The sequence below is a fragment of the Polaromonas sp. CF318 genome, assembly GCF_000282655.1.
Lineage (GTDB): Bacteria > Pseudomonadota > Gammaproteobacteria > Burkholderiales > Burkholderiaceae_C > Polaromonas.
In genome coordinates, this window is sequence record NZ_AKIV01000077.1 from 1 (window position 1) to 16,318 (window position 16,318).

The 16,318-nt window shown below is 65.6% G+C and carries 14 protein-coding genes; 10 read left to right on the forward strand and 4 right to left on the reverse strand.

The features are described 5' to 3' along the window. Positions 1 to 56: 56 nt before the first annotated feature. The 4 genes from uraD (at position 57) to PMI15_RS15410 (ending at position 5,348) form a co-directional block, all read left to right on the forward strand. Positions 57 to 1,823, forward strand: a complete 1,767-nt coding sequence (gene uraD, locus PMI15_RS15395; RefSeq protein WP_007870826.1) for a 2-oxo-4-hydroxy-4-carboxy-5-ureidoimidazoline decarboxylase — start codon at positions 57 to 59, stop codon at positions 1,821 to 1,823. A 5-nt stretch (positions 1,824 to 1,828) separates the two neighbouring features. Then, entirely contained in the window at positions 1,829 to 3,070 is a 1,242-nt protein-coding gene (locus PMI15_RS15400) for an ArgE/DapE family deacylase (protein ID WP_007870828.1), read from the forward strand. Positions 3,071 to 3,280: 210 nt separating this feature from the next. Next, entirely contained in the window at positions 3,281 to 4,600 is a 1,320-nt protein-coding gene (locus PMI15_RS15405; protein WP_007870830.1) for a C4-dicarboxylate transporter DctA, read from the forward strand. 46 nt (positions 4,601 to 4,646) lie between these two features. Further along, the gene (locus PMI15_RS15410; RefSeq protein WP_007870833.1) at positions 4,647 to 5,348 is read left to right on the forward strand and encodes a GntR family transcriptional regulator; all 702 of its coding nucleotides are present in this window, start codon (positions 4,647 to 4,649) and stop codon (positions 5,346 to 5,348) included. Positions 5,349 to 5,363: 15 nt separating this feature from the next. Here PMI15_RS15410 and PMI15_RS15415 read toward each other — a convergent pair whose 3' ends face one another. Beyond that, positions 5,364 to 6,278 carry a LysR family transcriptional regulator gene (locus PMI15_RS15415; RefSeq protein WP_007870834.1) on the reverse strand — a complete coding sequence of 305 codons (915 nt, stop codon included), beginning with the start codon at positions 6,276 to 6,278 and terminating at the stop codon, positions 5,364 to 5,366. Positions 6,279 to 6,411: 133 nt separating this feature from the next. Here PMI15_RS15415 and gcl point away from each other — a divergent pair, with 133 nt between their 5' ends. The 3 genes from gcl to PMI15_RS15430 are packed head-to-tail and all read left to right on the forward strand — an operon-like array spanning position 6,412 to position 9,948. Then, on the forward strand, positions 6,412 to 8,205 hold the full coding sequence (gene gcl / locus PMI15_RS15420; protein ID WP_007870839.1) for a glyoxylate carboligase: 1,794 nt from the start codon (positions 6,412 to 6,414) through the stop codon (positions 8,203 to 8,205). A 31-nt stretch (positions 8,206 to 8,236) separates the two neighbouring features. After that, the gene (hyi, locus tag PMI15_RS15425) at positions 8,237 to 9,016 is read left to right on the forward strand and encodes a hydroxypyruvate isomerase (protein ID WP_007870842.1); all 780 of its coding nucleotides are present in this window, start codon (positions 8,237 to 8,239) and stop codon (positions 9,014 to 9,016) included. Between the two features lie 11 nt (positions 9,017 to 9,027). Next, on the forward strand, positions 9,028 to 9,948 hold the full coding sequence (locus PMI15_RS15430; protein ID WP_007870845.1) for a 2-hydroxy-3-oxopropionate reductase: 921 nt from the start codon (positions 9,028 to 9,030) through the stop codon (positions 9,946 to 9,948). Between the two features lie 26 nt (positions 9,949 to 9,974). On the opposite strand, the gene PMI15_RS15435 is transcribed toward PMI15_RS15430, so the two are convergent. The 3 genes from PMI15_RS15435 to PMI15_RS15445 are packed head-to-tail and all read right to left on the reverse strand — an operon-like array spanning position 9,975 to position 12,811. Continuing rightward, entirely contained in the window at positions 9,975 to 10,847 is an 873-nt protein-coding gene (locus PMI15_RS15435) for a phosphate/phosphite/phosphonate ABC transporter substrate-binding protein (protein WP_007870847.1), read from the reverse strand. Then, on the reverse strand, positions 10,844 to 11,923 hold the full coding sequence (locus PMI15_RS15440) for a hypothetical protein (protein WP_007870851.1): 1,080 nt from the start codon (positions 11,921 to 11,923) through the stop codon (positions 10,844 to 10,846). Before PMI15_RS15440 ends, PMI15_RS15435 begins: the two co-directional genes overlap by 4 nt. A 3-nt stretch (positions 11,924 to 11,926) precedes the next feature. Next, complete coding sequence (locus PMI15_RS15445; protein WP_007870853.1) at positions 11,927 to 12,811, reverse strand: phosphate/phosphite/phosphonate ABC transporter substrate-binding protein; 885 nt, start codon at positions 12,809 to 12,811, stop codon at positions 11,927 to 11,929. 777 nt (positions 12,812 to 13,588) lie between these two features. Here PMI15_RS15445 and PMI15_RS15450 point away from each other — a divergent pair. The 3 genes from PMI15_RS15450 to PMI15_RS15460 are packed head-to-tail and all read left to right on the forward strand — an operon-like array spanning position 13,589 to position 16,247. Next, on the forward strand, positions 13,589 to 14,596 hold the full coding sequence (locus PMI15_RS15450) for an ABC transporter substrate-binding protein (RefSeq protein WP_086003830.1): 1,008 nt from the start codon (positions 13,589 to 13,591) through the stop codon (positions 14,594 to 14,596). Continuing rightward, positions 14,593 to 15,483, forward strand: a complete 891-nt coding sequence (locus tag PMI15_RS15455) for an ABC transporter ATP-binding protein (RefSeq protein WP_007870857.1) — start codon at positions 14,593 to 14,595, stop codon at positions 15,481 to 15,483. The genes PMI15_RS15450 and PMI15_RS15455 overlap by 4 nt, the downstream gene beginning before the upstream one ends. Then, entirely contained in the window at positions 15,480 to 16,247 is a 768-nt protein-coding gene (locus PMI15_RS15460; protein WP_007870858.1) for an ABC transporter permease, read from the forward strand. Before PMI15_RS15455 ends, PMI15_RS15460 begins: the two co-directional genes overlap by 4 nt. The last annotated feature ends 71 nt before the right edge of the window (positions 16,248 to 16,318 follow it).

Here is a 16,318-nt window from a genome sequence, read left to right on the forward strand (position 1 = left end):
CCCCCCCGCCACTGGCAGGCCACCCACCCTTACATGCCCCGGCAGGAAAGCTGAACATGGCCATCACCCTTGAACAGGTCAACACCGCGCCGCGCGAGCAGGCGCTGCAACTGCTGGACGGGCTTTACGAGCACTCCCCCTGGGTGGCCGAAAAAGCGCTGGACGCCCGCCCTTTCCGCTCGCTGGCGCATCTCAAGCACGCGATGGCCCAGGTGCTGCGGGGCGCCGGCAAGGACGCGCAGGTCAAGTTGATACAAGCCCACCCCGAACTGGCCGGCAAAGCCATGGTGAGCAAAAGCCTTACGGCCGAATCCGCGAACGAACAGGGCAAGGCGGGCCTGGCCGACTGCACGCCGGAGGAATTCGCCACCCTGCAAAAGCTCAATACCGACTACAACGCGAAGTTCGGCTTCCCCTTTATCCTCGCGGTGCGCGGCCCGCGCGGCACCGGCCTGAGCCGCCGGCAGATCATCGAGACCTTCGCGCGCCGCCTGCTCAACCACCCCGACTTCGAGCTGCAGGAAAACCTGCGCAACATCCACCGCGTGGTGGAACTGAGGCTCAATGACAAGTTCGCCGCCACGCCCGCGCTGGGCAACGACGTCTGGGACTGGCACGAAGCCCTGTCGCAGTACAGCGACCCGGGCTACCTCGAAAAAGGCCAGCTCACGGTGACCTACCTGACCGACGCGCACCGCGCCTGCGCTGCCTACATCAGCGGCACCATGCGCGATTGCGGTTTTGACGAGGTGAGCATCGATGCCGTCGGCAACGTGGTGGGTGTTTACAAAGCCTCGGCGCCGGGTGCCAAAACACTGCTGACCGGCAGCCACTACGACACCGTGCGCAACGGCGGCAAGTACGACGGCCGGCTCGGCATCTTCGCGCCCATGGCCTGCGTGCGCGAGCTGCACCGCCAGGGCAAGCGCCTGCCCTTCAACATCGAGGTCGTGGGCTTTGCCGAAGAGGAAGGCCAGCGCTACAAGGCCACCTTCCTCGGTTCGGGCGCGCTGATCGGCGACTTCAAGCCCGAGTGGCTGGACCAGAAAGACACCGACGGCATCACCATGCGCGAGGCCATGCACAACGCAGGCCTGAAGCCCGACGATATCGGCAAGATCAAACGCGAGGCCGGCAACTACCTGGGTTTTGTCGAAGTCCATATCGAGCAGGGCCCGGTGCTCAACGAGCTTGATTTGCCGCTGGGCATCGTGACCTCCATCAACGGCAATGTGCGCTACCTCTGCGAGATCAGCGGCATGGCCAGCCACGCCGGCACCACGCCCATGAATCGCCGCCGCGACGCGGCCGCCGCCACCGCCGAACTGCTGCTTTATGTGGAGCGCCGCGCAGCCCAGGATGGCGATTCGGTCGGCACCGTGGGCATGCTGCAGGTGCCCAGCGGCTCCATCAACGTGGTGCCGGGGCGCTGCCTGTTCTCGCTGGACCTGCGCGCGCCCGTCGATGCGCAGCGCGACGCGCTGGTGGCCGACGTGCTGGCCGAACTCAAGGCGATTTGCGAACGCCGCGGTGTGCACTTCACGACCGAGCTGACCGAACGTGCCGCCGCCGCGCCCAGCGCGCCGGCCTGGCAGCAGCGCTGGGAACGCGCGGTCGACTCGCTGGGTGTGCCGCTGCATGCCATGCCCAGCGGCGCCGGCCACGACGCCATGAAGCTGCACAAGGTGATGCCGCAGGCCATGCTGTTTGTGCGCGGCCAGAACTCCGGCATCAGCCACAACCCGCTGGAAAGCAGCACCAGCGACGACATCGAGCTTGCGATCCAGGCTTTCACCCACCTGCTCACCCATCTCTCCCCCTGACCACAATGACCTTCTCCACCGACTACGCCCGGCTCGACAGCTGGATAGACGCCCACTTCGACGAGGAAACAGCATTCCTGCAGCAACTCATACGCGTGCCCACCGACACGCCGCCGGGCAACAACGCGCCGCATGCCGAGCGCACCGCCGAACTCATCAAGGCCTTCGGCTTCGAGGCCGAGAAACACCCGGTGCCCGAAGCCGAAGTGCGCGGCTACGGCATGGAGTCCATCACCAACCTGATCGTGCGGCGCCAGTACGGTGGCAAGGGTGAGGGAAAAACCATTGCCTTGAACGCCCACGGCGACGTGGTGCCGCCCGGCGAGGGCTGGACCCGGGACCCCTACGGCGGCGAAATCGTGGACGGCAAGATCTACGGCCGCGCTTCCGCTGTCAGCAAATGCGATTTCGCGAGCTTCACCTTCGCCGTGCGTGCGCTCGAGGCGCTGGGCGCGCCGCTCAAGGGCGCTGTCGAGCTGCACTTCACCTACGACGAGGAGTTCGGCGGCGAGATGGGCCCGGGCTGGCTGCTGAAAAATGGCCTCACAAAGCCCGACCTGCTGATCGCGGCTGGTTTTTCCTACGAAGTCGTCACCGCCCACAACGGCTGCCTGCAGATGGAAGTCACGGTGCACGGCAAGATGGCCCATGCCGCGATTCCCGACACCGGTGTCGACGCGCTGCAGGGCGCGGTGCACATCCTCAACGCCCTCTATGCGCAGAACGCGCTGTACCAGCAGGTCACGTCCAGGGTCGAGGGCATCAAGCACCCCTACCTCAATGTGGGCCGCATCGAGGGCGGCACCAATACCAATGTGGTGCCCGGCAAGGTGGTGTTCAAGCTGGACCGCCGCATGATCCCCGAAGAGAACCCGGCCGAGGTCGAAGCCAACATCCGCCAGGTGATCGCCGACGCGGCCGCCGGCCGCAAGGGCATCACGGTCGACATCAAGCGCCTGCTGCTGGCCAACTCCATGCGGCCGCTGCCCGGCAACAAGCCGCTGGTCGAGGCCATCCAGAAGCACGGCGAGGCGCTGTTCGGCCAGAAGATCCCGGCCATGGGCACGCCGCTGTACACCGACGTGCGCCTGTATGCCGAGGCCGGCATTCCCGGCGTGATCTACGGCGCCGGGCCGCGCACCGTGCTCGAATCGCACGCCAAGCGCGCCGACGAGCGTCTGGAGCTCGAAGACCTGCGCCGCGCCACCAAGGTGATCGCGCGCACGCTGCGCGACCTGCTGGCCTGAGCCAAGCCGCCCCGCCCCTCCAGACACCCGCCACGGCGGGTGTTTTGCTTTGCGGCATCCGCAGGAACGGTTGCGTCAGTGTTGACCGAATCAGCTGGAATCGCCCGGGATAACCCTGTAGTAGCGCTAAAACTACTTGTCTACATTTCTTGTATGCAAGTCTTGACCGCAAGAACTTGCTACCCCGCAACGACTCTTCCGGAGACTGCCATGCCCAAGTTTTTCCGCTCACTGTTCGGCCAGGTGATCCTGGCCCTCATCGTCGGCGTGCTCGTCGGCTTCATCTGGCCGGAGACGGCCGTCAAGCTCAAACCGCTGGGCGACGGCTTTATCAAGCTGATCAAGATGCTGATTCCCCTGATCGTCTTCTGTGTCGTGGTCCACGGCATCGCGGGCGCCGGAGACCTCAAGCGGGTCGGCCGTGTCGGCGTCAAGGCGCTGATCTACTTCGAGGTGGTGACCACCATCGCGCTGGTGATCGGCCTGGTGCTGGCCTTTGTGTTCCAGCCGGGCGCCGGCATGAACGTGGACCCCAAGCTGCTGGATCCCAAGGCCATGGGCGCTTATGTCGAAAACGCCGGCAAGCTCACCGGCGGCGGCACGGTGGAGTTCCTGATGAAGCTGATCCCCACCACCGCGGTCAGCGCCTTCGTCAACGGCGACGTGCTGCAGGTCCTGCTGTTCTCGGTGCTGTTCGGCTGCGCGCTGGCCATGCTGGGCGACCGGGGCCGGAAAGTGGTCGGCCTGGTCGACGACCTGGCCCACGTGCTGTTCAAGACCATGGGCATCATCATCAAGCTCGCGCCGCTGGGCGTGCTGGGCGCCATCGCCTTCACCGTCGGCAAGTACGGCATAGGCTCGCTCAAGCAGCTGGGCATGCTGGTGGTGCTGTTTTACGGCGCCGTGATCATCTTCGTGGCCGTGGTGCTGGGCAGCATCATGCGGCTCTCGGGCTTCAGCCTGCTCAAGCTGCTCAAGTACCTGCGCGAGGAGCTGATGGTGGTGTTCGCCACCACCTCCTCGGACAGCGTGCTGCCGCAGATCATGGCCAAGCTCAAGCGCATGGGCATACGCGACTCCACCGTCGGCCTGGTGATTCCCACCGGCTACTCCTTCAACCTCGACGCCTTCTCGATCTACATCACGCTGGCGGCCGTCTTCATCGCCCAGGCCACCAACACGCCCATCTCCATGGCCGACCTGCTGACCATCCTGGCAATCTCGCTGATCACCTCCAAGGGCGCACACGGCGTGCCCGGCTCGGCCATCGTGGTGCTGGCGGCCACCCTGCACGCGATCCCCGCGATCCCGGCCATAGGCCTGGTGCTGGTGCTGTCGGTGGACTGGTTCATGGGCATCGCCCGGGCCCTGGGCAACCTGATCGGCAACTGCGTGGCCACCGTGGCGGTGGCGGCCTGGGAGGGCGACATAGACCGCGAGCGTGCCCATGCGGTGCTCGACGGTCGCTATGTGCCGCCGGCCGAAGACGACATGGACATCGAAGTCGGCGCCGTCCCGGCCAAGGCCTGAAAATCCTGCGCCCGCGCTGAACCTCAGCCGCTACACTCGCAGCACCATGAGCAGCAGCCAGGTCCAGATCGCCCAGCAAGTCGTCGAGTCCATACTCGCGCAGAAACTTTCGCCCGGCGAACGCCTGGGCGAGCAGGAACTGGCCGAGCTCTTCGGCGTCAGCCGCACCCTGGTGCGCGAAGCGCTGATGCAGCTGCAGGCGCGCGGCTTTGTGGAAGTGCGCACGCGCAAGGGCTGGTATGTGGTCGAACCCTCGGTCGAGGAAGCGCGCGACGCCTTCTCGGCCCGGCGCATCATCGAAGGCGGCATTCTTCGCGAGGCCGGGCGGCCGCTGCAGTCGGTGCTGCACAGGCTGCGCGATCACATCGCCCAGGAAGAGCAGGCCATCGAAGAAGCCGACGCCGCCACCCGGGCTTTCCTGCTGGCCGACTTCCACGTCTGCCTGGCCGAATGCCTGGGCCAGCGCCTGCTGTGCGACGTGCTGCGCGACCTGACCGCGCGCACCACGCTGGCCGCGTCGCTCTACCAGTCCAAACATGACGCGGGCCAGTCCTGCGCCGAGCACGCGGCCATCGTGGCCGCGCTGGAACAAGGCCAGCTGGAGTCAGCCCGTGAACTGATGCTCACGCACATCGGCAGCGTCGAAGCCGCGCTGGGCTCGTCCGCGCCCGATACCGCGGCCGGCGGGGAGCGCCTGCGCGCGGCGCTCACGCAGCTGGCGCGGCCGCCGCTGCGCAAGGTCAGCTAAAGGGCTGAGACCCCCTCAGACCTTGGGCAGGGTCTCCCACCAGCGCTCGCCGAAATGCCCCTGCAGAAAAGCCACAAAGGCCTGGACCTTGCCCGGCACCAGCTTGGGCGAAGGAAACACCGCGTGAATTTCCTGCTCGGGCAAGGCGTGGTCCTTGAGCACTTCCACGATATGGCCCGAGGCCAGTGAATCGCCCGCCACATAACGCGGCAGCGCCGCAATGCCCAGGCCGCCGCGCGCCGCCGCCAGCACCGCCGAGAGGTTGTTCGAATGCAGGCGGCCGGTCACCGGCACCGTCACCGGCTCGCCTTTGGGCGTGAAGAGCCGCCAGACGTCGTCGCCCTGCACGCTGCTGTAGACCAGCGCGTTGTGGCCGCTGAGATCGGCCGGCTTTTTGGGTGTGCCCGCCTTCTTGAGGTAAGTGGGTGAGGCCACCAGCACCCAGGGGTTCATGCCCAGGAAACGCGCGCCCAGCGTGGAGTCGGCCAGCTTGCCCATGCGCACCGCCACGTCGATGCCCTGGGCCACCAGGTCGACATAGCGGTCCTCAAAACTCAGGTCCACCTGCACCTGCTTGTGCCTGGCCATGAAGTCCAGCGCCAGCGGCACGATCACGCGGCGGCCGAAGGCCACCGAGGTGCCTATGCGCAGCAGGCCCTGCGCCTGCGTCTGGCGCAGCCGCGCCATGCTGTCGGCCTCCTCCACCTCGCGCACGATGGATTTGCACTTTTCGTAGTACAGCGCGCCCGACTCGGTAAGGCTGACGCCGCGCGTGTTGCGGTTGAGCAGCCGCACCTTCAGGCGCGCCTCGGTGGCCGCCACCTGCTTGGTCACCGTGGGCTGGGTGGTGGCGAATTCGCGCGCCGCTTTCGAGAAGCTGCCGGTCTCCACCACACGCACAAACATGTGCATCGCCTGCAATCTGTCCATGCTTTCATCATAGTGAGTTATCCGTGAATCCTGAGCTGATTTATTCCTGCATGGAATAGCTTTTATGGCGGCCCGCCGCCTTCCGCGCGGCGCCATGCCTGCCTAAAGTTGGCTCCATCCAAGGAGTTCAAGCATGGCAAAAATGACAGCCATCCAGGCCGCGGTCTGGGTGATGGAAAAAGAAGGCATCACGCAGGCCTTCGGCATTCCCGGCGCGGCGATCAACCCGCTGTACGCGGCCTTGCGCAAGCAGGGCAGCATCGGCCACATCCTGGCGCGCCATGTCGAGGGCGCCTCCCACATGGCCGAGGGCTACACCCGCGCCTGCCCCGGCAACATCGGCGTGTGCATAGGCACCTCGGGCCCGGCCGGCACCGACATGATCACCGGCCTCTACTCGGCCCAGGCCGACTCGATTCCCATCCTCTGCATCACCGGCCAGGCGCCGCGCGCGCGCCTGTACAAGGAAGACTTCCAGGCGGTGGACATCGAGTCGATTTCCAAGCCAGTGACCAAGTGGAGCGTGACGGTGCGCGAACCCGCCCAGGTGCCGCGCGCCTTCCAGCAGGCCTTTCACCTGATGCGCTCCGGCCGGCCCGGGCCGGTGCTGATAGACCTGCCCTTTGACGTGCAGATGGGCGAGATCGAATTCGACCCCGACACCTATTCGCCGCTGCCGGTCTACAAGCCCTCGGCCACCCGCGCCCAGGTTGAAAAAGCGCTGGCCATGCTCAACGAAGCCGCCAGGCCGCTCATCGTGGCCGGCGGCGGCGTCATCAACGCCGAAGCCTCGCCGCTGCTGGTGCAGTTGGCCGAGATCACCGGTGTGCCGGTGATTCCCACCCTGATGGGCTGGGGCGCGATTCCCGACAGCCACCCGCTGATGGCCGGCATGTGCGGCCTGCAGACCAGCCACCGCTACGGCAACGCCACCCTGCTGGCCTCGGACTTCGTGCTGGGCATGGGCAACCGCTGGGCGAACCGGCACACCGGCTCCGTCGAGGTCTACACCCGGGGCCGCAAGTTCGTGCACGTGGACATCGAGCCCACGCAGATAGGCCGCGTCTTCGCGCCCGACTACGGCATCGTCTCCGACGCGAAGCTGGCGCTCGAGCTTTTCGTGCAGGTGGCCGGCGAGATGAAGGCCGACGGCCGGCTCAAGGACCGCGGCGCATGGGCGGCCGAATGCCGGGAACGCAAGCGCACACTGCTGCGCAAGACCAACTTCGACAGCGTGCCCATGAAACCGCAGCGCGTCTACCAGTGCATGAACAATGCCTTCGGCGACGACACCTGTTATGTCAGCACCATAGGCCTGTCGCAGATCGCCGCCGCGCAGTTCCTGCACGTGCACAAGCCGCGCCACTGGATCAACTGCGGCCAGGCCGGCCCGCTGGGCTGGACGGTGCCGGCCGCGCTGGGCGTGCGCGCGGCCGATCCCACGCGCAAGATCGTCGCGCTGTCGGGCGACTACGACTTCCAGTTCATGGTCGAAGAGCTGGCCGTGGGCGCGCAGTTCAAGCTGCCCTACCTGCACATCGTGGTCAACAACTCCTACCTCGGGCTGATACGCCAGGCCCAGCGCGGCTTCGAGATGGACTACTGCGTGCAGCTGGGCTTTGACAACATCAACACGCCCGAAGAGGAGACGGCGGTCAGGGGCTACGGCGTCGACCACCTCAAGGTGGCCGAAGGCCTGGGCTGCAAGGCCTTGCGTGTGCTCAGGCAGGAGGAATTCGCGCCCGCCGTGCGGCAGGCCGAAGCCTGGATGAAGGAGTTCCAGGTGCCCGTGGTCATCGAGGTGATCCTGGAGCGCGTGACCAACATCGCCATGGGCACAGAGATCGACAACATCAGCGAGTTCGAGGAACTCGCCCTGAAGAAATCCGACGCACCCACCGCCATAGCCAGCGCGCTGCTGGATTGACCGAGCCCGAACTCACCCACTGAAAGATCCCATGCCGACATTCGCCGCCAACCTGAGCATGCTGTTCACCGAACTTCCCTTCATGGAACGCTTCGCGGCCGCCCGCGCCGCCGGCTTCGACGCCGTGGAATACCTGTTCCCCTACGCTTATCCCAAGCAGGCGCTGGCCGCCGCGCTCAAGGACAACGGCCTGACGCAAGTGCTGCACAACCTGCCGGCCGGCGACTGGGAAGCCGGCGAGCGCGGCATCGCCTGCCACCCGGGCCGCGAGGCCGAATTCCGCGAAGGCCTGGCCCGCGCCATCGGCTACGCCAACGCACTGGACTGCCGGCAGCTCAACTGCCTGGCGGGCAAGCTTCCCGCCGGCGTTACGCGGCAGGACGCCCACGTCACCCTGGTCACCAACCTGCGCCACGCGGCTGCCGCGCTCAAGCAGGCCGGCATACGCCTGCTGATAGAGCCCATCAACCACTACGACATTCCCGGCTTCTTCCTGACCCGCACCGACGAGGCGCTGGCCATCGCCGACGAGGTCGGCTCGGACAACCTGTTTGTGCAGTACGACATCTACCACGCGCAGCGCATGGAGGGCGAGCTCGCCGCCACGCTGACCAAACACCTGGGCCGCATCGGCCACATCCAGCTGGCCGACAACCCGGGCCGCCATGAACCCGGCACCGGCGAGATCAACTACCGCTGGCTGCTGCGCCACATCGACGCCATCGGCTACACCGGCACCATAGGCTGCGAATACAAGCCGCAAACCACCACGGCCGCGGGCCTGGGCTGGCGCAGCGCGCTCACCGCATAAGGCAAACCGTCATGATCAAGTCAGGGCTCAAACTCGGCTTCATAGGCCTGGGCATCATGGGCGCGCCCATGGCAGGCCACCTGCTCAAGGCCGGCCACGTGCTGTTCGTCAACACCCGCGGCACGGTGCCCGAGGCCCTGTCGGGCGGCGGCGCCACCCTCTGCACCACGGCCCAGGGCGTGGCCGAGCGGGCCGACATCATCTTCATCATGGTGCCCGACACGCCCGACGTGCAGGCCGTGCTGTTCGGCGAGCACGGCGTGGCCGCCGGCCTGAAGGCCTCGGTCCGGGACAGCTCGGGCCGAGGCAAGGCCGTGGTCGACTGCAGCTCCATAGATCCCATCGCCACGCGCGGCTTCGCGGAAAAAATCCAGGCCCTGGGCTGCGACTACCTGGACGCGCCGGTCTCGGGCGGCGAGGTCGGCGCCAAGGCCGCCAGCTTGACCATCATGGTCGGCGGCGAGGAGCAGGCCTTTGAGCGCATCAGGCCGCTGCTCGCGCTGATGGGCAAGAACGTCACCCGCGTCGGCGGCGCCGGCGACGGCCAGGTCTGCAAGGTCGCCAACCAGATCATCGTGGCGCTCAACATCGCCGCCGTGGGCGAAGCGCTGGTGTTCGCCGCCAGGGCCGGCGCCGACCCGGCCAGGGTGCGCGAAGCGCTGATGGGTGGCTTTGCCGCCTCGCGCATCCTCGAAGTGCACGGCGAGCGCATGATCAAACGCAGCTTCGCGCCGGGCTTTCGCATCGCGCTGCACCAGAAGGACCTGAACCTCGCGCTGCAGGGCGCGCGGGCCCTGGGCGTGGCCTTGCCGCAGACCGCCAGTGCCGCGCAGCTGATGCAGTGCTGCGCGGCGCTGGGCCATGCGCAGGCCGACCATTCGGCGCTGGTGCTGGCCCTGGAGGCCATGGCGGGGCATGCGGTCGCGCCTTGAGCGCACCTTGGGCCCGCCGGCTCACTTCACTCGTGGGTGTAGTCCAGCAGGGCCAGGTATTCCTTGCGGTCTGCCTTGACCCACTGCTTGACACCTATCTCCGACAGGATTCCCGATGACTGGCTGTTCATGGCCAGCAGCGACTCGGTCAGCTTGCTGACCAGCTCCGGCGGCACGCCCGGAGCCGCGAGCACGGACCAGTTCACCACGGGCTGGGTTTCACCGATGACGCGGCCGCCGCCTTCCTGCCATTTTTTTGCCAGGGTCGGGTTGACCGCGCCCACTTCGGCAAGGCCCGCCGCCACCTGGGCCGTCACCGAGTCCTGGTAGCGCGTGTAGGAAATATAGGGTTCGCGCACGTTGAGGCGGCGCATCTCGGCACGCGCGACCGCCACCGTGGCGGAAGACTCATCGGGCATCAGGATTTTTTTGCCGCTCAACTGCCCGATCTCGTTGATGGGCGAATCTTTTTTCACGATAAAGGCCGCCTTGTAGGGCTCAGGCCGGCGCACCAGGGGCTGGTAGCCCCCATCGCGAACCAGCTTGGACAGCTGGTTGACGGATTTCCCGAACACCATCAGAGGCTTTTGGTCCGACGATGCCTGCCGCACGAAATTCTGGATGTCGATGACGGGATCGACCACCACCTGCTTGCTACGGATCTGCCCGCCCAGGTAATCGGCCCAGCCCCGGTAGCGCAGGGCCAGCATCGAAATACTGAGGTCCGCCGTGACCGCCTCGTTGATCAGCAGCCGCCAGCGCTCCGCACCACCCGGCTGCTGCTGGCTCCAGCTGATCGAGGGAAAGCCCTGCCAGGCCACGGCAGCCGCGGCGGCACCCACCACGCCGCGAAGAACCGCGCGGCGACCGGTTACGTGTGACAGCAATGCAGTATTCATTTGATCACCTTCAAAGGGTTGATTGCGGATTGCACGGTCTTCTTCGCTGCCTCGTCCTCCCATTGCCTGGCAGCTGTCAGGCTTGCCTTGAATGCCAGCGCACTCTCAAGCAGCCACTTCTTGTTGTCTTCGGACAGGGCGTAGCTCAACCTGAACTCGTCCATAGGCATGCGGTCCTCCCGCACGGCCTTGATCAAGCGGTCCACTTCGGCCGCGGCATGCGCGGGCGTCGACAGCAGGACCAGGCGGCTCATCTTGTCGGGGTTGTTGGGCACATGGCAGTTCACGCACTGCGACTCGCGCATCTGCGTCGCCAGGTCCCGGTAGCGCTTGTCCACGCTGCCCAGATACGGGTTTTCCGGCCGGTACAGGCCGTCGAACAGGGTCACCGCCGGCTGGGTGTGGCCTTTTTCATCGGTCCACAGCCAGGGCCCCTGGTATTTCTCATGCTGCACCGCCGCCACCGGCTGCAGCATCGGCGTGGGCGCCACGTCGGTGAACTGTGCCACCTTGATGGTGGCCGTGTCGGGGCTCATCCACAGCATCATGCTGCGGGCGTTCTCGTACATGGTCCACTTGGCCTCATCGTGCCAGAACGGGTAGGGAAACTGGCCCGGCGGCAGGCGATTGCGAAAGGCCGCTTCCAGCCGTACCAGGAACATCTTCTCGTCGGCCACCCATTCCACGGTATGCCGGCCGTTGAACATGAAAAGCGGCGCATACATGCCGGTCCAGGCGTCCGGCGCGAACTGCGTGAGGTTGGTCTGGCGCAGCGTGGCGTTGTCCTTTTTGTTCTGCCGGCCCCACAGCACGATGGGCGCCACGTGCGCCCGCAGCTGGCTGGGGCCGAACAGGGCTTGCCGGCACTGGGTGTAGGCGCCGACATCGCCGGCCGGCGCCAGGGGGCAATGCCCCGCGAGTTCCGCGGCGATTTCCGCCGCGGCCCGTTCGATGTTGGGCGGCACCGCCCTTTTGTCCTGGGCTTGCGCGCCGCAGGAAAGTGCCAGCACGGCGGCCAGCAGCCCGGTTCGCCATGCAGACGGCGAAAGCAGCTTCGTTCGAATCAACACGTCCATTTTTTACTCCCTCGTGTAGTCCAACAAATCCAGGTAATCCTTTCTTTCGGCTTTGGCCCAGGCCTTCACGCCCATCGATGCCATCACGGCGGCGCTTTCGGGATTGGCGGCCATCAGCGCATCACGCAGCTGCTGCACCATGTCCGCGGCCAGGCCGGGACCGGCCAGAATCGACCAGTTCACCACCGGCTGCGTTTCAGCCACCACGCGCCCGCCGTCTTCCACCCATTTTTTGGCGATGGTGGGATTGACCACCCCAATCTGGCCCATTCCGGACTTGACGAACTGCGCGACCTCCTCCTGGAAGCGCACATGCGTCACGCGGATCTGGCCGAGCTTTTGCCGCCGCAGTTCCGCCAGGGCCACCGCGCTGGTGGCCGCGAACTCGTCAGGCATGATGACCTTGGCATCCGCCGCATCCGTAAGGGTTTTGATCGGGGAGTCCTTGGCCACGATAAAGGCCGCCTTGTAGGGATCGGCGCGCCGCACCACCGGCTGGTAGCCGTTGTCGCGCACCAGCTTGGCCAGTTGGTTGACGGACTTGCCGAAGACGAACTCGGGTTTGCTGGCGCCCTGGGCCACCGCCATGAAGCGCTTGATGTCGACCATGGGCTCCACCACGATGGGCCGCCCCTTGAGCTGGGCGGTGATGAAATCGGCGGCAGGCCGGTAGCGGTTGGTCAGCACAAAGGAGTTGGTATCGCCGCCCACGGCCTCATTGATCAGAAAGCGCCAATTGGCCCCTCCCGGCCCCGCGGCGGCCGGTTTTTTGCCGGCTGCCGCAGCCTGGGCCCAGGCACTGCCTGCCCCGCCCATCCCCCCTGTCAGGGCGCCCAGGCCCAGAATTGACAACATCTGGCGGCGCAGCTGCGAATAAGGCGTTTTCATGAAATCCCTGTCTGAATACATCGTTGTTAGATCGCTTCGGTCGCCACCCCCAGGTTTTGTCAACGCCTGGGAGCCGTACGGCCTTGCGGCTTAATCCCTCTCACGCAATGCCACTCTATGGATGGGCCGCGGAAATAGTCAAAGGCTGTTTGAGGGCCCCTTCCTGTCAGGACTGACAGGTAAAACGTGGGAAAAGACACGGGCGCCGCGACGTCCCGATCCCGTTCATCGCGGCGGCCAGCCCCAAACGTAAACAGCTGTAACGCCAGCCGCATTTCCCGAGGCCGCGTTCCGACCTGGAAAATGACGCCCACTTCGTCGAACAGGCAGTACTTTCTCTCCGGGCTTCTTCGCGTCCGGCGGAGCCATCCGCACAAGCGAGGGACACCTCGAAAATAAGGGCCCAAAGAATACATAAGGCATCCGGTGAGCAATCCCCAAAGTGCGAACACTGACAGCCCCCAACAGGGCTATCTGTTGCGCTTCAGCCAATCCGCGCCGCCGGTTTGCAAGGCCTTTTTGTGCGGCACACGGCGCGCGGCCCCGCAGGTAATCTCTAAGTTCTATTTCGACGCACGGCAGGCATTGTTTTTGCTGTATCGTTTTGGCTTCGCCCGCCTGGCACGACCATGGCGTCTTTCCGCGCCTTGCTCCGCCTTTTCGCGCCTTTGCGCATCTCTGCCTGCCGATTTCCGACCGCCGCCTCCTTTCGCAACCCCCTTGAAAATGTCCGACATGAAAAACCGCGCACCCGCCCTCCCCCACCTCGCCGCCCGGATGGCCGCAGCAGCCATTGCCCTGACGGCCTTGAGCACGCATGCGCAGAACACGCCCATCAAATTCCAGCTCGACTGGCGTTTTGAGGGCCCCTCCGCGCTCTTCCTCACGCCGGTGGCCAAGGGCTACTTCAAGGCCAACAAGCTGGACGTCACGGTGGACGCCGGCAACGGCTCGGGCGGCGCGGTCACGCGTGTGGCGTCGGGCACTTACGACATGGGCTTTGCCGACCTGGCCTCGGTGATGGAATTCCATGCCAACAATCCCGACGCGCCCAACAAGCCGGTGGCCGTGATGATGGTCTACAACAACACGCCGGCCTCGGTCATGGCGCTCAAGAAGTCGGGCATCAAGACCCCCGCCGACCTCAACGGCAAAAAAATGGGTGCACCGGTGTTCGACGCCGGCCGCCGCGCCTTCCCGGTGTTTGCCAAGGCCAACAAGATCACCGGCTTCCAGTGGGTCACCATGGACCCGCCGCTGCGCGAAACCATGCTGGCGCGCGGCGAGGTGGACGCCATCACCGGCTTTACCTTCACATCCCTGCTCAACCTCGAAGCGCGCGGCGTCAAGGCCGAGGACGTCGTGGTGCTGCCGTATGCCGACTTCGGCGTGAAACACTACGGCAATGTGGTCATCGCCTCGCCCAAGCTCATCAAGGAGAACCCGGCCGCCATCAAGGCTTTCCTGCAGGCCTTCACCAAGGGCGTCAAAGACGTGGTTGCCGACCCGGCCGCGGCGATTGAATTCGTCAAGGCGCGCGACGGCATCATCAACGTGCCGCTGGAAGTGCGCCGCCTGCGCCTGGCCATAGACACCGTGGTCAACAGCCCCGACGCCCGCGCCGAAGGCTTCGGCCAGGTGAAAGCCCCGCGCCTCACGCTGATGGCCTCGCAGGTGTCCGACGCCTTCGGCACCAAGACCCGCGTCGACCCGAATGTGGTGTGGAACGGCAGCTTCCTGCCGACGGCGGCTGAACTCAATGTACTGCCCGTCCCGAAAAAATGACTGAAGCCTTGAGCGCCGCCGGGCCGCCCCAAGGCGCGAGGGCCCCCTCGGGGGGCAGCGACCCACACGCAGTGGGGGAGCGTGGGGGCAATTTCGTTGATTTCCGCGACGTCTGGCTTGCGTATAACGACGAGCTGCTCGCACGCAAACAGTTTTCCGTCGAGGCCATAGACCTGCAGGTGCGGCAGGGCGAGTTCATCGCCATCGTCGGGCCCTCGGGCTGCGGCAAGTCCACCTTCATGAAACTGGCCACCGGCCTGAAGACGCCTTCGTCCGGCCGCATCCTGATCGACGGCCGGCCCGTGACCGGGCCGCTGAAAATTTCGGGCATGGCCTTCCAGGCGCCCTCGCTGCTGCCCTGGCGCACCGCGGTCGGCAATGTGCTGCTGCCGCTGGAAATCGTCGAGCCCTACCGCAGCCAGTTCAAGGCCAGGCGCAAGGAGTTCGAGGAACGCGCGCGCCGCCTGCTGCAAAAGGTCGGCCTGGCCGGTTATGAAGACAAATTCCCCTGGCAGCTCTCGGGCGGCATGCAGCAGCGCGCCAGCATTTGCCGCGCGCTGATCCACGAGCCCAAGATGCTGCTGCTCGACGAGCCCTTCGGCGCGCTGGACGCCTTCACGCGCGAGGAACTCTGGTGCATCCTGCGCGACCTCTGGACCGAGCAGCGCTTTAACGTGATCCTGGTCACGCATGATTTACGCGAATCGGTGTTCCTGGCCGACACGGTCTATGTGATGAGCAAGAGTCCGGGCCGTTTTGTCGTCAGGCGCGAAATCGACCTGCCGCGCCCACGCGACCTCGAAGTGACCTACACGCGTGAATTCAGCGACATCGTGCACGAGTTGCGCGGCCACATAGGCGCGGTGCGCGGCGGGGCCGCGCCATGAACATGAACAACAAACAGCTGGAATGCTGGGCGCCCTGGGCGCTGCTCGCGGCCGTGGTCTTGCTGTGGCAACTGGTGTGCAGCGCCTTCACCGTGCCCGAATTCATTTTCCCCGCGCCGCTGGCCATCGCCCAGGCCATGGCCGAGTTCGCCACGCCGATTGCCGAAGCCGCCTGGAAAACCTTCTGGGTCACCCTGGTCGGTTTCGGCATTTCCATCATCGTCGGCGTGCTGCTCGGCTTTCTGGTCGGCTCCTCGCGCCTGGCCTATGCGGCGGTGTATCCGCTGCTGGTGGCCTTCAACGCCGTGCCCAAGGCGGCGATTGTCCCCATCCTGATCGTCTGGTTCGGCATAGGCATAGGCCCCGGCATCCTCACGGCCTTCCTGATCTCGTTTTTCCCCATCACCGTCAACATGGCCACGGGGCTGGCCACACTGGAGCCCGAACTCGAAGACGTGCTGCGCGTGCTGGGCGCCAAACGCTGGGACGTACTCGTCAAGGTCGGCCTGCCGCGTTCCATGCCTTATTTCTTCGCCTCGCTCAAGGTCTCCATCACGCTGGCGTTTGTCGGCACCGTGCTGGCCGAAATGACGGCTGGCGATTCGGGGATTGGCTATCTCATGCAGAGTGCCGGTTCGCAACAACGGCTGGCGTTGGCGTTTGCCGGGCTGGTGGTGATTGGGGCTATGGCGATGGCGATGTATGAGTTGTTCAGTTATGTTGAGAAACATACAACCGGGTGGGCTCATAGGGGGTCGCATTAAGCCGGGTCTTGCTCCGGCTTGCGCGCCTGTGCCCTCGTCTTAGTTCTGCTGGCCGGGGGTTGCCCGGCAGC

Excerpts from the sequence above, each read along its gene's own strand:
- uraD (WP_007870826.1), top strand. The coding sequence starts at position 57 with ATGGCCATCACCCTTGAACAGGTCAACACCGCGCCGCGCGAGCAGGCG.
- PMI15_RS15400 (WP_007870828.1), top strand. The coding sequence starts at position 1,829 with ATGACCTTCTCCACCGACTACGCCCGGCTCGACAGCTGGATAGACGCC.
- PMI15_RS15405 (WP_007870830.1), top strand. The coding sequence starts at position 3,281 with ATGCCCAAGTTTTTCCGCTCACTGTTCGGCCAGGTGATCCTGGCCCTC.
- PMI15_RS15410 (WP_007870833.1), top strand. The coding sequence starts at position 4,647 with ATGAGCAGCAGCCAGGTCCAGATCGCCCAGCAAGTCGTCGAGTCCATA.
- PMI15_RS15415 (WP_007870834.1), bottom strand. The coding sequence starts at position 6,278 with ATGGACAGATTGCAGGCGATGCACATGTTTGTGCGTGTGGTGGAGACC.
- gcl (WP_007870839.1), top strand. The coding sequence starts at position 6,412 with ATGGCAAAAATGACAGCCATCCAGGCCGCGGTCTGGGTGATGGAAAAA.
- hyi (WP_007870842.1), top strand. The coding sequence starts at position 8,237 with ATGCCGACATTCGCCGCCAACCTGAGCATGCTGTTCACCGAACTTCCC.
- PMI15_RS15430 (WP_007870845.1), top strand. The coding sequence starts at position 9,028 with ATGATCAAGTCAGGGCTCAAACTCGGCTTCATAGGCCTGGGCATCATG.
- PMI15_RS15435 (WP_007870847.1), bottom strand. The coding sequence starts at position 10,847 with ATGAATACTGCATTGCTGTCACACGTAACCGGTCGCCGCGCGGTTCTT.
- PMI15_RS15440 (WP_007870851.1), bottom strand. The coding sequence starts at position 11,923 with ATGGACGTGTTGATTCGAACGAAGCTGCTTTCGCCGTCTGCATGGCGA.
- PMI15_RS15445 (WP_007870853.1), bottom strand. The coding sequence starts at position 12,811 with ATGAAAACGCCTTATTCGCAGCTGCGCCGCCAGATGTTGTCAATTCTG.
- PMI15_RS15450 (WP_086003830.1), top strand. The coding sequence starts at position 13,589 with ATGGCCGCAGCAGCCATTGCCCTGACGGCCTTGAGCACGCATGCGCAG.
- PMI15_RS15455 (WP_007870857.1), top strand. The coding sequence starts at position 14,593 with ATGACTGAAGCCTTGAGCGCCGCCGGGCCGCCCCAAGGCGCGAGGGCC.
- PMI15_RS15460 (WP_007870858.1), top strand. The coding sequence starts at position 15,480 with ATGAACATGAACAACAAACAGCTGGAATGCTGGGCGCCCTGGGCGCTG.